We start from the raw sequence: 14,177 nt of genomic DNA on the forward strand, positions 1-14,177 counted from the left end.
AACATGCTTGTCATTGATTGATGGTAATGCAGCGTCCATCAAATTATGCGGTGCAGGGTAGCAGCCTTTACCCGTAAGATTCACCCCTGCCCCATCCGCCTTGTGAAGCCGAGCCGATGAACCGTAACGACTTGCGCCGCGTCGACCTGAACCTGCTGATCGTCTTCGAGACCCTGATGCACGAGCGTAGCGTGACCCGCGCGGCGGAAAAACTCTTCCTCGGCCAGCCGGCCATCAGCGCCGCCCTGTCGCGCCTGCGCAACCTGTTCGACGACCCGTTGTTCGTGCGCACCGGGCGCAGCATGGAACCCTCGGCGCGGGCGGTGGAAATCTTCGCCCTGCTGTCGCCGGCGCTGGACTCGATCTCCACCGCAGTCAGCCGCGCAGCGGATTTTGACCCGGCGACCAGCACCGCGGTGTTTCGCATCGGCCTGTCGGACGATGCCGAATTCGCCCTGCTGCCGCAACTGCTCAAGCGCGTGCGCGCCGAAGCCCCGGGTATCGTCCTGGTGGTGCGCCGGGTCAACTACCTGCTGATGCCGGCATTGCTGGCCTCGGGGGAAATCTCGGTCGGCGTGAGCTGGACCAACGACCTGCCGGCCAACGCCAAGCGCAAGGTGCTGCGGCGCAGCAAGCCCAAGGTCCTGCGTGCCGACAGCATGCCCGGCAGCCTGAGCCTGGACGACTTCTGCGCCCGCCCCCACGCCCTGGTGTCGTTTGCCGGCGACCTGGGCGGGTTCATGGACGAAACCCTGGAAAAGGTCGGGCGCAAGCGCCACGTGGTCCTTGCCGTACCGCAGTTCAACGGCCTGGGCAGCCTGCTGACCGGTACTGACATCATCGCCACCGTCCCCGACTACACCGCCGAAGTGCTGACCGCCGCCGGCGGCCTGCGCGCCGAAGACCCGCCGCTCGAGGTGCAGACCTTCGAACTGCACATGGCCTGGCGCGGGTCGCAGGACAATGATCCGGGGGAGCGGTGGTTGCGGTCGCGGATTCAGATGTTCTTTGGCGATCCGGACAGCCTCTGAAAGCACTTCAGAACCTGCGCCAGCTGTTCAACGCACTCGCAACCCGAGTGAGTACAAGGCCACGCCTTGCCTGAACGACGCCCTCATCAATCACACTAATGATTACTATCGAGTACCCCACCTGTCTGCTTGCCACAACCACCCCCTATAATCGCCCACAGATTTCCCCCGCTGCCCCCGCCTGCCCCAGGCGATATCCCCCCTTGGAACCCCGCACCATGCCAAGCGCAAGCCAAGGCCGTCACGGCCTTCCCGAACATAATCAACAGAGCGTCAAGCAGCAGTGGCTGGCGATTCTCTCGGTCGCCGTGGGTGCCTTCGCCCTGGTAACCAGTGAGTTTCTGCCGGTGGGCGTGCTCAACGATGTCGCCAGCGACCTGGGCATCAGTGCCGGCCAGGCCGGCCTGATGGTTACCCTGCCCGGTATAATGGCCGCCCTCGCCGCGCCCTTGCTGTCGGTGGGCATTGGCGCGCTGGACCGGCGTTATCTGCTGATCGGCCTGACGCTGATCATGATCATCGCCAACGCTGTGGTGGCCTACGCCAGCGACTTCAGTCTGCTGCTGTTCGGCCGCGTTCTGCTGGGCGTGAGTATCGGCGGTTTCTGGGCGACGGCCATTGCCCTCAGCGGCCGCCTGGCACCCAAGGGCGTGGGCGTGGCCCAGGCCACGTCGATCATCATGGTCGGTGTGACCCTGGCCACCGTGCTGGGCGTGCCCGTCGGCACCTGGCTGAGTGGCTTGATGGGCTGGCGCATGACCTTCCTGGTCACTTCGCTGGTCGGCGTGCCGGTGCTGCTGGCGCAGGTCTTCCTGCTGCCGCGGCTCAATCCTGACAAGGCCATTCGCATCAGTGACCTGCCGGCCCTGTTTATCAATCCACAGGCCCGGGTTGGCTTGATTGCGGTATTGCTGATTGGCCTGGCGCACTTTGCCGCCTACACCTATGTCGCTCCGTTCTTCAAACAGAGTGCCGGCTTCGATGGGCCGACCATTGGCTCACTGTTGCTGCTGTATGGCGTGGCCGGGGTGGCGGGCAATATCTTTGCCGGTTTCGCCGCCAACCGCAGCGTGCGTCACACCCTGATGCTGGTCGCCCTGATGATCGCCATCAGCACCGCGCTGTTCCCCTACTTCGCCACCGGCATGACCGGCGCAGCGCTGCTGATCGCGCTCTGGGGCTTCGCCTTCGGCGCCTTCCCGGCCTGCGCCAGCATCTGGATGTTTGTGGTCGCACCCAAGGATGTCGAACGCGGCATGCCCCTGTTTGTCGCCATGTTCCAGGTGATCATCGCATTGGGCTCGTTCTTCGGCGGGCAGATCGTCGACCAGCTGGGCAGCTCGGTGCTGCTGAGCCTGGCCACGGCCCTGGTGGGCTGCGGTTTCGTCACGGTGCTGGTGCTGGGGCGTAACGTCAGCAATCGCCTGGCAGCCCAACCCGCCTAGCCGCTGGACAGACCCGTGGCCAATAGCTAGACCTTCTGTACTGAATCTATTCTCACTGTCGCGTGTGCACGCGACAGTGAGTGGACAGCAAGGCGTGGCAATGACAACAAGCGCTGTGAAATCCCGCTTCGAAGCAAAGCTTCTGCGCCCGGCAAAGCCTGGCGACGATGCCTCGTGGGCGTTCGTCGTCCTGCCAAGAGAGGCAAGCGAACAGCTTCCCCGGCGCGGCCGCACCAGCGTTGACGGCACCATCAACGGGCAGCCTTTCCAGGCAACGCTTGAGCCCGATGGCCAACTGAGCCATTGGCTGCAGGTAAACAGCGCCTTGCTCGAAGCCGCAGGCGCGGCCGTGGGGGATGTCGTTACACTGGAGCTGACCCCGGTGAAGAAGGAGCCCGAGCCCAACATCCCGGCCGACTTTCAGCAGGCCCTGGCCAGCGCTGGCGAGGCGCGTGAAGTCTGGAACAGTACGACCACCCTCGCACGCGTCGACTGGATCCACTGGATCACGTCAGCCAAGCAACTCAAGACCCGGGCAAAACGCATAAGCGATGCCTGCGATATGCTTGCATCCGGCAAGAAGCAGGTGTGCTGTTTCGATTCGTCCGGCTATTACAGTAAGGCGTTGCGTGCGCCCGAAGCAGACAGCGCATAGTGCGTGGTCAATCATTTTGCAGAACGTGTTTTCGCAATCCAGTCGAGATGTGCAGCAACAGGCGTATAAACCCCCGGCGACTCGCGTCCACACACATTGCCGTAGCTGACAATTCCAATCTGGACTGACTGCCCATCTTCAGCCCGCTTGAAAAGTGGCCCACCACTGTCCCACGAGCACGCATCTTTACCCTGTTCTCCCGCACAAATAGCATTTGCCGGTAATGTAGCGTTGTAATGCTTGCTGCAATCACTAAAGCCTACAACCGGCACCTCAACTTCCAACAGCAGATTTGATTTAACGCCAGCCTCGGTCAAGCCCCAGCCGGTGGTCGTTAGGCGCGTCCCCGGCTTGATCAGGGCCGTCGCCTCTGCCTGACTGGGCAAGCGCATAAATCCTCGCACCGGTATGGGTGTGTCCAAGCGAACTAATGCCACATCAAATTCTTTCCCCCTGGGATCATACTTCTCATTCACCACCACTCTCTTTATCTTGACCTTCGCAACAGCTTTTGTAAGGTCGTCAGCGTTGTACCCCACATAAAACTTCGAATCCGGCTTTCTACTTTTTGTGGTCGGATCGAAAAAGCAGTGTGCAGCTGTTAATACCCAAACCGAATCAATCGACACCCCACCACAGACGACTGCAGACCTGGTATCGGCTGCACCAAACTGCAGCAGCGCAACCTGCCAGGGCGAAAACTCAATTTTGACCGGCTTACCGTTATAGATCGTCGGCTCAGCGTATTTTTCTATCCAGGCTTTTAATTCGTCGCTGATCTGTTTCAACGCTCCTGCCGATGTGTTGCCATAGCCAACCGTCGCCAGTGCGACAACGGCAATCACGGCCCACGCTCGAACGCAGTTCATTAGCGCAGACCTACACGCCAGGTATCAACGGAAATGGAACACTGGTTCCCGCTTTGCGATGTGCTTCGTTAGCAGCAATCTTGGCCTTCAGCAACGCAATTCGAGCCGACGTAACGTCCACCGCCACAGGGGTTTCGGGAAGCAACGCATCAGCCAGGGCTTCCTCTGCCTTCTGCACTTCGAGGTCGGCAAGCAAAGCATCTTCGCGCGCCGCTCGCCGGGATGCTTTATCCGCATCTTTAGCGTCTGCAGATTTAGGTAAATAGCCTTTAAGCACCGTACTTACCTCTTCCTTTGAAGAGGATAGGGCATTGCCCAGATACAACGCGAACTTGCTTCCCTCACTGGTCTCACTTAACGTTAGCTGCGTTACAAAGTAGGTGAAGACCTTGTCTTCAAGATCAACGTCTTCGCCCATGCTTTCACACGTAGCGGGTTTTTTATCGGCTGTGCGCGCGGGTCTATAATCACACACCGTTCCAGCCCACTTTTTGCGGTGTTTATTTGAGTTGGCAGCCTCAATGGCGTTGTCCAGGCGTTCACGATCAGCCGTCAATGAGTAATTGCATCGATCATCATGCAACTGATGGTCTTTACCCAGCTTGAGGTTCTGGGCGCTCATGGCCGCACAGTACGTATCGACCGCCGCGACAACACGTTTGTCCAGGTAGACACTTTCCGGCTGAGAAGGTGTTGGGTCCTTGGGGTTTAGAATATCGAGCGCCAACAAATAGCGAGCCACCCTGGCTTCCTGTTTTTCCTTAGCCTTAGTGGCATCTGCGGACGCTGGTGGGAATGCAATGGGAAGCGTCGACGCTGAGCTCAGGCGCCAATCGCCTGCCTTTATTTTCTCGCCCCGACGAATGTCCTTGAACGTCATCTCAGCGGAACCAAACGGCGCAGCGCCCCCAGGAACGGTCAAGGTAACGGCGACGATGAAGTCGCGTTTCCTGGTACCAAATAATCGCCAATGGTCAAACTCGGTTACCTCCAGATAGTTTGGCGTCAGCTGAAAGTACTGCAGTCCTCTGAGGCGATTAAGTTTTGCTTCGTAGTAAAAATGTAATTTCGTTAAGCCGTGGAACGCCTCGACTTTGGCTGCAAACTCATGCCGGGTTATCGACTTCGGCTCAAATTCACCACGAACAACCACTAGGCAGTTTGTTCGGCTGAGTATGTCAGCCTCTTGGCTGACTTTATAAAAATAGTCCGCGGATTTCGCTGTCGATGCCGTAGTCTTTGTTTGACCAGCAGCCTTCAATGCCTCGGCAGCCATATCGACTGCCCCCTCTATCAGCTTCGGGGCCATAGCTGCAGCAATCAGGGCGATCACTCCGGACCGATCACTGTCTTTCACGATGGGAGGGGGAGGGTCACTGGGGCACGTTGACTGCCAGACTACACGGGTCTGCAGCGATCCCTCGGCAGCGTAAGCTGGGCTGATCGCCAGAACACAACATGCCATGCTTATGGCGATTCCCCCGCCTTTAACGAAAAACGATAGGGGAATCTGATGAAGCATGAGTGCTCTGGCCATGGCTCGCTCCCAGCAGGCTTTAACAACTAATAGCAGTTGGCCATGAACCCTGCAAATTAGTGGCTGCCCACGTGGTTCGCGAGAAACTGATTTTAAGCAGTAAACGGATCGATAACCCGCTCAGACTAAAACAGGCACCCCCTCCTCCTTGCCAACCGCATGCCCACCCGCGACAAAATCTTCCTTGCGCAACACCACCAACGCCAGCAGCGACGCCACCCCGGTGCCCACATAGAAATACCAGGGCGCAGTGATGTCGCCAGTCAGCTTGATCAGCCAGGTAGAAATCAGCGGCGCACTGCCGCCGAACACCGCCACCGGAATGTTATAGGCCACGGCGATGCCGGTGGAGCGGATGCGGGTGGGCAGCAACTCGCTCATCAAGGCGTAGGTCGAGGACGCGTACAAACCGAACAAAATCGCCACGGCCATCAGCGGCCAGAACAGGGTCGCAGGCGTGGCGCCCGGCGCGGTCTTGAAGAACCAGTACATGGCCAGGGTTGCCAGGGTGCCGATCACCAGCAAGAACGGCTTGCGCCCGTAACGGTCGGTGAAGGCACCGCCTAGGGGCATCACCAGCGCCGCCGAGAGGCTGGCGACGAAGACGTAGAGCAAGGTGGTGCCGCTGTCGAACTTGAGGGTGTTGGACATGTAGGTCGAGGCGAAGGTCAGCACCAGGTAGAAGATCGAGCTGTGCAGGGTGATGATGAAGAACACCAGGGCGATCGCCCGCTTCCACTGCCAGACTTCGCGCAGCGGCGCCTTGGAGGTCTGCCCGGCCTCGACCAGGGCGAGGAACTCCGGGCTGTCTTCAAGCTTGAGGCGGATGTACATCGAGATGAAGCCCAGTGGGCCGGCAACCAGAAACGGAATACGCCAGCCCCACTCCTGCATCAGCTCGGCGCCCAGGGCCCAGGTCATGCCATTGGCCACGGCGCCGCCCAGCAGCAGGCCGAGCACCGCGGTGACCATCAGCCAGCAGGTGGCAAAGCCGCGGCGGCCGGGGCCGGCGTATTCGGAAATGAAGCTGGTGATGGTGCCGATCTCGCCACCGGCCGAGAAGCCCTGCACGCAGCGGATCAACACGAGGATTATCGGCGCGGCAATGCCGATGCTGGCGTAGGATGGCAACAGGCCGAGCAGGAAGGTCGAGCCGGCCATCATCACCAGCACGGTGATCAGGGTTTTGCGCCGGCCGATCTTGTCGGCCAGGGGGCCGAAGAACAGCCCGCCCAAGGGCCGGATGAAGAAGCTCAGGGCAAAGGCGGCAAAACTTGCCAGCAGGCTGCTGGTAGGGTCGTCAGAAACAAAAAACGCCTTGCCGATGTACACGGCGAGAAAGCCGTAGACGCCATAGTCGTACCACTCGATCAAGTGGCCGGAGGTGGCGCCGATAAAGGCCCGGCGCCGCTGGCGCTGGGGGTTGGAAGCTGGCACACCCATAGTGGGGACTCCTGTCGTAGTGCTATCCATGAAATACCGCGCTTCAAAGGTTGATCAGAGGCTGCGAAGGCTCCTGTAACCACTGGCGCAAGCGGGTCTTGAGAATCTTGCCATAGCTGTTCTTCGGCAGCTCGGGGCAAAAGACGAACTTTTTCGGTTTTTTGAACGAGGCCATGCGCCCCAGAAACCACTGGTTGAGGGCCTGCGCATCGAGGCTATCGGGTGAACGCAAGGCCACGAAGGCTACCACCGATTCGCCCCATTCGGCATCGGCCTCGCCGACCACGCACACCTCGAACACTTCGGGGTGCTGCATCAGCACTTCCTCGACTTCGCGTGGGTAGATGTTGCTGCCGCCGGAGATGATCACATCCTTGCAACGATCGGTGAGGGTCAGGTAGCCCTGCTGGTTGAAAAAGCCAATGTCGCCGGTCAGCAGCCAGCCGTTTACCAGGGCCTCTTGGGTGGCTTGCGGGTTGTCCCAGTAGCCCAGCATCACTACTGGCCCGCGCACCACGATCTGCCCCGGCTCGCCCGCGGCCACCGGCTGGCCTTGGGCATCCACCACGCGCACCTCGACGCAGGCGTGGGCACGCCCCACCGAGGCGGCGATCTGCGCCCAGTCGGCGTGCCCGCGATCGGCGATGGCCTGGCGCGACAGGGCGCTGATGGTCATCGGGCATTCGCCCTGGCCGTAGATCTGCACCAGACGCGGGCCAAAGGTGTCCAGGGCCTGGGCAAGATCGGCCAGGTACATTGGCCCGCCACCGTAAACGATGGTCTTGATGCCTTCGCCGGCATACCCCTGCAGGCGCGCCTGGTCGACCATGCGCTTGACCATGGTCGGCGCGGCAAACAGGCTGACCTGGCCCAGTTGCTGCGCAAGCTCAAACAGCTCCGCCGCCTGGAAGCCACGCGAGGCCGGCACCACATGGCGGGCACCACAGCGCACATGAATGAAGTTGTACAGGCCGGCGCCATGGGACATCGGCGCGGCGTACACCACCGCGTCACCAGCGGCCACCGCATCGACGTCCAGTGGATAGCACAGGGACATGGCGATCAAATTGCCATGGGACAGCATCACGCCCTTGGAGCGCCCGGTGGTGCCGGAGGTGTAGAACAGCCAGGCCAGGTCGCTGTCCTGGCGCGGGTACGGCTCGGGCAGTTGCTCATCCGCCAAGGGGCCTTGCGGGCTCGGCGTGTGCGCCGCCAGCTCTTGGCAGCCGCTCGGCAACGCGCTGCTGGCGAACACCTGGCCGTCATCTGTGTAGACCAGCCGGGCGCCGGCATTGGCGGCAATCCAGGCGGCTTCCAGGGCGTGCAGCTTGCTGTTGATCGGCACCGCCACCGCGCCGCTCCACCAGATGGCGTACAGCAGTTCGAGATAGCGGCAGCTGTTCTTCATCAACAGCGCCACCCGCTCGCCCGGCGCAATGCCGTACTGCTCGCGCAGTTGCACGGCGCGGGCCCGGGCCTGGGCGGCGAACGCCTGGTAGTCGGCAACCTGGCGCTGCCCCTCGAACAACGCCGGGCGCTGCGGCCAGCGCTGGGCCGCATCGCGCAGCCAATGGGCGATGTTCATCCTCAGGCCTTGACCGCTTGCAGGACACTGGCGTAGTTGGCCACGGCCATGCCGCCCATGTTGAACAGCAAGCCGAACTCAGCACCGGGTACGCCCAGGCCGATGGGTTCGCCGGTCAGCTGGGCAAAGCCCAGGGCATGCATCGAAACCCCGGTGGCACCGACCGGATGGCCCTTGGCCTTGAGCCCACCGGACAGATTGACCGGCAGGCGCCCGCCCTGGCGCACGATACCGTCGTCGAGGGCGCGATGGCCTTCACCGCGGGGGACCAGGCCCATGGCTTCGTAAATCAGCAACTCGGCGATGGTGAAGCAGTCGTGGACCTCGGCAAAGTTCAGGTCGCCTAGGGTCACCCCGGCTTCGCGCAAGGCACCCTGAATCGCCCGCTGCGGCCCCTCGAAGGCCAGCACATCGCGGCGCGACAGCGGCAGGAAGTCGTTGACCTGGACCATGGCACGAATCGCCACCTGGCGGCGCATCGAACGTGCACGCTGCGGCGAGGCGAGGATGATCGCCGCCGCGCCGTCACTGATCAGCGAGCAGTCGGTCAGGCGCAGGGGCGGTGCGATCAGCGGGTTGCCCGAGGAAACATTGTTGCAGTGTTCGAAATCCATCAGCCGGTGCATCTGCGCCAACGGGTTGGCCATGGCATTGGCGTGGTTCTTTACCGCAATCGCGGCCATCGAGGCCAACGGGCTGTGGTAGCGCTCGGCATACTGCTGGGCCACCTGGCCAAACAGCTGGGCGAAGCTCAGGCCGGCCTCCTGCATGGCGTTCTGGTAGCCGGCACCGGCCAGGGCGCGGGTGACTTCGACGGTGCTGTTGCCGGTCATTTTCTCGGCGCCGACCACCAGCACCAGGTCGGCGGCGCCGCTGCGAATCGCGTTGATGCCGGCCTGGATCGCCGCCGAGCCCGAGGCGCAGGCGTTCTCGCAGCGGGTGGCGGGTTTGAAGCGCAGTTGCGGGTCGGCCTGAAGCATCAGCGAGGCAGGAAAGCCGTCGGCCACCAGGCCTGAGTTGAAGTGCCCGAGAAACAGCGCGTCGATCTCACCGGCGTCGATCTCGGCGTCTGCCAGGGCTTCGCGGGTGACCTTGACGATCAGGTCTTCGAGGTTGAGGCCATCCAGGCGACCAAAAGGGCTGTGGGCAGCCGCGACGATGGATACGGAATCGTGTGTCATGGTGATTTTCTTCTGTCCTTGAAGCGCGTATTCCATACAATGATTCAGCGCCCGAATCCCACGCTAGTTGGGGCAACTACTTACGCCAGTAAGTAGTGCCCGCCAACCCGGTGCACACCGACAAACCCGAGGCAGGACGCCCGATGATCGAAGACGCCCCGCACTTCCAGGACCTTGAGCGCCTGGCCTTCCAGGTTTCCCCCGCGCCGCAGATGATCACCGGCCATCGGCGCATGCTCGACTGCAACCAGGCCTTTGAGCGCCTGTTCGGCTACGAGCGCGAGCATCTGCAAGGCAACCTGACCCTGTTGCTGTACCCCTCCCACGCCGACTACCAGAGCATCGGCGAACGCAGCGAGCACTGGCTGCGCAACGGCCCCGGCGCCTTCTACTCCGACGAGCGCTTCATGCAGCATCGTAATGGCGAGGTGTTCTGGGCCCGGGCCCACGGCTTTTCGCTGACGGTCGAGGACCCGTTCAAACTGATGGTCTGGCATTTCGAGCGCCTGGACCGCCAGCCGGCGCCGACCATCCAGCTGACCCCGCGCGAACGCGAGATCTCGCTGCATATCGTCAACGGCCTGACCTGCAAAGAGGTGGCGCGCAAGCTGGGTATCTCCCACCGCACCGTGGAAGTCCACCGCGCCCGGCTAATGAAGAAGCTTCAGGCCAAGAACAGCGCAGAGCTGGTGTCGAAGATCATCTTCATCAGTTGAGCGGCGTCAGGCGTTTCCCTTGGCCTGCTGTTCCAGATGCACCTGCAAGGCCGGATCGATCTGCAGCGCGCCGGCCAGTTCGTCAAGGTAGGCCCGCTCTGCGTCCTGCTGGTCATCCACCAGCATTACGCTGGCCAGGTACATTTCCGCTGCCATGCCTGGGTCCTGGGCCGACTGCGCCACCTCGCCAGCATCCAGTGGCTTGCTGACTTCCTCATCCAGCCATTGCTGCAGTTGCGGGTCGTTGGTGTGACGTTTGATTTCAGCGCAAATCAACGCTTGTTCTTGCTCATCGATACGACCGTCAGCCTTGGCTGCCGCAATCAGCGCGCGCAAGATTGCATGACTGTGGCCCTCGGCCTCGGCGCCGGACAATTGATCGACCGTACGCAGCGCCTGTTGCGGGGCCGCCGCCTGGCTGCGCTGCCAGCTTTGATAGGCCTGGAACGCCATCATGCCCAACGACGCCAGGGCGGCGTAATTGGTGCCTCCGGCGGAGCGCCCCTGGCTAGCGCCACCCGCGCTGCCCCCCAACAGCCCGCCCAGTAGACCACCCAGGCCAGCACCGCCCGCCGATGCACTGCCGCCGCCAAGCAGCCCGCCCAGCAAGCCGCCCAGACCGCCCAGGCCGTCTTGCACGGACCTGCCGCTGCTCCCTTGTTGCGCTTGCGAACCCTGCCCGGCGCGAAGCAGCTGTTCGAGTAGATCGCTGGTGTTCATAGCACCGCCCTCGGTCGGTAGTTGCTGTTTAGACAAGCAACGATAGCCCCCGCAAGGCGATCTGCCATGACCGTCTGGCCGACGGCAAAGCCGGGGCTTACCGAGCATGCAGGTTTATGTGAGCATATCCACCCCGCCCTGCCCCGCGCCCCACGAGAGGCTGTATGACGATTTTCCACAAAACCGCCCTGACGCTGACCCTGGCCGTTGTCGGCCTGTTGGCGCTACCGAATCTGCATGCCGCGAGCAAAGCCGGCAGCCAGGCGAAAGCTGAAGTAAAGGTCGCGGTGCTCGGCGGCAAGTTCAGCTTCACCCTGCCGGCAGGCTTCATCGCCAGCCCCTTGAGCGCCGACGAACAGAGCAGCGAAGGCGCCGGCGCCGTGGGCACCCTGTATGCCAATGCGCAGGAAAAGCGCGTGGTCATGGTGGTCGAAAAACCGCTCCCCGAAGCGTCGCGCCCAGGTGACAACGACGACGCCTTCCTCGACGGCGCCGTCAGCGGTTTCGTCGAACGCCAGAGTGCCGGGCTGCCGGACTTTCGACAAACCGGCGAAGCGCGCCTGAACCGCAACGGCCTTGGCGTGCGACAAATCGACAGCACGGCGACCCTGGGCGGCGGCAAAACCTTGAACAGCACCTTTATCGCAGGCTCCGGCGAGCGCATGGCGGTCATCCAGGTCATTTCCCGCAGCGACCAAGCCAGCAGTCATGCGGCGCTGGTCAAGCGAATCGCGGGGCAATCCTCGGTGCCGGTTGCGCAATCTGGCAACAAACAGGGTAAATAGCGTGCAGCGCTCTAAGGCGTGCAAGGCTTTGGCGGTGTGCGGAATCAAGGCCGGTCGGAGAATCGAAGCAAGTTTCGAAGGCACCTGCGGTTGAAGCCACCGCTGTTTGCTGGCTCTCGCGAAAGGCCGTTTTCGACCCAAAGCGGTCCTTCGCCGAGGTCGGCAATCGGCCAGAAGGGGACGGTTGTTGGCACTTCCCGAGCCAGGCGCACACTACTGAGAACTCGTCCTCAATCGGCAGTTCGATACACGGGCGGCGAACTCACTCGGCCACTGCTGCGGCCTCCGCTGCGGCCTCCGCGTCATATCCCAGCTCCGCCAGAACATCCTTAATGAGTCTCGGTAGGTCAGGCGATGCCGTCGGCTCTTTTGTGCATGGGCCTCCCATCCCAACGACTAAGTTTAGTAACGATAGCCGTAGCCTTGGGACTAACCTCAGGTAGCACCAGGTGGCCTGTGTCGAGTCAGGAGGCCTTTACATAGGCGTGGTGCCGACTGGTTCCATCCGATCCCGGCCAGAAGCGAGCTGTCAGCCCGGAATGTAAAACTATCCTTTTTAGCGGCTCCCGTCGCCTCTTCCAGCATCGAGTTGCTTCGCTCTATGAGGGTTGTCGTTTTGACATTATAATACTAGAAGTTAGCAATGGTAATTTTTTGGAGATCATATTTATCTGCACTTTCCGAATTGCAGAGGGTCTTGTCGACGTGGCTATTTCGTAAGCGTGTTGTTTTGCATGGGCGAGGCATGTGGCGTTTTAAATTTTTACGCAAATGGAATACAATTAACTCTCGGAAATTGGCTAAGGAGGATTGGGTATGGTATCAAATGAACAGCTTAATAAATTTGTAGGCCAGATCAAAGAGTCAGGATTCCCACTTGAGCACTGGGCGTCTTCGCTTTTACGAAGGGAAGGCTGGACTGTAAGGACCAATTATTACTATATCGATTCAGATGATAAGAAGCCTCGGGAAATGGATATCGTGGCTTTCAAGCTAAAGAGCGCTGGTAGATTCAATGTAAAGACGGTTCTTTTAATAAGCTGCAAAAAATCAAAATCTTCCGTTTGGGGATTCTTGCGCAGGTCTTTTCCAGAATATGGAAACCAAATAAATTTATTTCCAGCCATGATCTCTTCAAAGTACCCCCCAGTAAATTATGCTCTTGATGGTTGGGGTTGGCAGAGAAAGTTTTGTGATTTTATGGCAAAGAACGGGCTATCGAGTTGGTTTGGCGCGCCCCAATATGACGTATTTGCACATCAGCAAATCCCGCTGGAGAAAGGAAAACTTCATGATAGCGACATGCATAGCGCAACCATGCAACTGATCAAAGCTCAGGCATACGAAATATCGAATCAGCACCACGGAGATGCTCGTGAAATTAAGCAGTTTAACTTGATATCTTTGACTGAAGGCGATTTTGTAGCCTTTGATTTTAGCGATGGCACAGATGTCGATGCGGTCGAAATCTCAGAGCAAGTATCCATGGCCAGTTACAAAATAGACAATCTCGATCACGACTCTAGGATCATTTATCTTACAAAAAAGAAATTCGAGGAAGATGTGTCGCGCCTCACAAGGCTTCATGAGCTAAATGTTGAGTTTTTTGTTGAAAAAGAAAATGAATTTCGACATGAGGCCATATTCGATCCACGCAAGCTGGCAGTTCACTCGCAAGAATTTAATGCCGCACTGGAAAGCTATATTTGGGACTGTGCGCGCCGCAAGGCTCTGCCTTCTATACCTTTGAAGTTGCGAATAAACATCTCTGTTGAGTCTCGCAATCCTGTAGTTGAGATATCATCAAGCAGACTGGAGTTTTTGGAGATTGCCCGTTCGCTCGAAGTAAAAGAGCGAGCATCCCGTGAGATTTCATTTTTTTGGGGGTATGATGGTGATATAGAAATAAAAGCCATCCAAATTAGTTGATTTTTTTGCGCGCAGTTTTTTTTAGAATCGATCCTTATAAATCTCCGCTCAGTCTCATCTCGAAAAGTTCGTATCCAGGCTGCCGAGGCAAAAGATTGGTATTGCGGGGAAGTACGCAATTAGCGAAACGTAGGTCAGCGAGATGGGGATTGTTGGGATTACTGTCCGCTTCTGGCCGATTCCCGTCCTTCCTGAAGGGCTGCTTTGGGTCGATGGCGGTCAGTCCCAATTGGCTGCTACCCACCCATAGCAGACGTCCGCGAGAACCAAGATTGAACCAA

General features: G+C 59.8%; 12 protein-coding genes. 6 read left to right on the forward strand and 6 right to left on the reverse strand.

Translation table 11 applies throughout. The features are described from left to right. Positions 1-116: 116 nt before the first annotated feature. From LOY37_RS14905 to LOY37_RS14915, 3 genes are all read left to right on the forward strand, one after another. Positions 117-1,031 carry a LysR family transcriptional regulator gene (locus LOY37_RS14905; protein WP_093382064.1) on the forward strand — a complete coding sequence of 305 codons (915 nt, stop codon included), beginning with the start codon at positions 117-119 and terminating at the stop codon, positions 1,029-1,031. Between the two features lie 218 nt (positions 1,032-1,249). Continuing rightward, entirely contained in the window at positions 1,250-2,476 is a 1,227-nt protein-coding gene (locus LOY37_RS14910) for an MFS transporter (protein WP_258715103.1), read from the forward strand. A 100-nt stretch (positions 2,477-2,576) separates the two neighbouring features. Further along, positions 2,577-3,131 carry a YdeI/OmpD-associated family protein gene (locus LOY37_RS14915; RefSeq protein WP_258715104.1) on the forward strand — a complete coding sequence of 185 codons (555 nt, stop codon included), beginning with the start codon at positions 2,577-2,579 and terminating at the stop codon, positions 3,129-3,131. A gap of 11 nt (positions 3,132-3,142) precedes the next feature. On the opposite strand, the gene LOY37_RS14920 is transcribed toward LOY37_RS14915, so the two are convergent. The 5 genes from LOY37_RS14920 to LOY37_RS14940 form a co-directional block, all read right to left on the reverse strand. Further along, positions 3,143-3,976, reverse strand: coding sequence for a serine protease (locus LOY37_RS14920; protein ID WP_176794250.1), 834 nt, complete (start codon positions 3,974-3,976; stop codon positions 3,143-3,145). Positions 3,977-4,010: 34 nt separating this feature from the next. Next, positions 4,011-5,537: a hypothetical protein gene (locus LOY37_RS14925; protein WP_213604283.1), complete on the reverse strand. Its 1,527-nt coding sequence runs from the start codon at positions 5,535-5,537 to the stop codon at positions 4,011-4,013. 120 nt (positions 5,538-5,657) lie between these two features. Next, on the reverse strand, positions 5,658-6,980 hold the full coding sequence (locus tag LOY37_RS14930) for an MFS transporter (RefSeq protein ID WP_258715105.1): 1,323 nt from the start codon (positions 6,978-6,980) through the stop codon (positions 5,658-5,660). 43 nt (positions 6,981-7,023) lie between these two features. Continuing rightward, positions 7,024-8,565, reverse strand: coding sequence for a class I adenylate-forming enzyme family protein (locus tag LOY37_RS14935; RefSeq protein ID WP_258715106.1), 1,542 nt, complete (start codon positions 8,563-8,565; stop codon positions 7,024-7,026). 2 nt (positions 8,566-8,567) lie between these two features. Then, entirely contained in the window at positions 8,568-9,746 is a 1,179-nt protein-coding gene (locus LOY37_RS14940; protein ID WP_045198156.1) for an acetyl-CoA acetyltransferase, read from the reverse strand. A 143-nt stretch (positions 9,747-9,889) separates the two neighbouring features. On the opposite strand from LOY37_RS14940, the gene LOY37_RS14945 reads away from it, so the two are divergent. Then, positions 9,890-10,462 carry a LuxR C-terminal-related transcriptional regulator gene (locus LOY37_RS14945; protein WP_213604280.1) on the forward strand — a complete coding sequence of 191 codons (573 nt, stop codon included), beginning with the start codon at positions 9,890-9,892 and terminating at the stop codon, positions 10,460-10,462. A 6-nt stretch (positions 10,463-10,468) separates the two neighbouring features. Here the strand turns inward: LOY37_RS14945 and LOY37_RS14950 are convergent, their stop codons facing one another. Next, on the reverse strand, positions 10,469-11,182 hold the full coding sequence (locus LOY37_RS14950; RefSeq protein WP_258715107.1) for a tellurite resistance TerB family protein: 714 nt from the start codon (positions 11,180-11,182) through the stop codon (positions 10,469-10,471). 164 nt (positions 11,183-11,346) lie between these two features. On the opposite strand from LOY37_RS14950, the gene LOY37_RS14955 reads away from it, so the two are divergent. Both LOY37_RS14955 and LOY37_RS14960 read left to right on the forward strand, forming a co-directional pair. Then, positions 11,347-11,967, forward strand: a complete 621-nt coding sequence (locus LOY37_RS14955) for a hypothetical protein (RefSeq protein ID WP_258715108.1) — start codon at positions 11,347-11,349, stop codon at positions 11,965-11,967. An 816-nt stretch (positions 11,968-12,783) separates the two neighbouring features. Next, positions 12,784-13,896, forward strand: coding sequence for a hypothetical protein (locus LOY37_RS14960; RefSeq protein ID WP_258715109.1), 1,113 nt, complete (start codon positions 12,784-12,786; stop codon positions 13,894-13,896). Positions 13,897-14,177 lie beyond the last annotated feature (281 nt).

Origin of the sequence: Pseudomonas sp. B21-012, assembly GCF_024749305.1 — a bacterium.
Taxonomy (GTDB): Bacteria; Pseudomonadota; Gammaproteobacteria; order Pseudomonadales; family Pseudomonadaceae; genus Aquipseudomonas.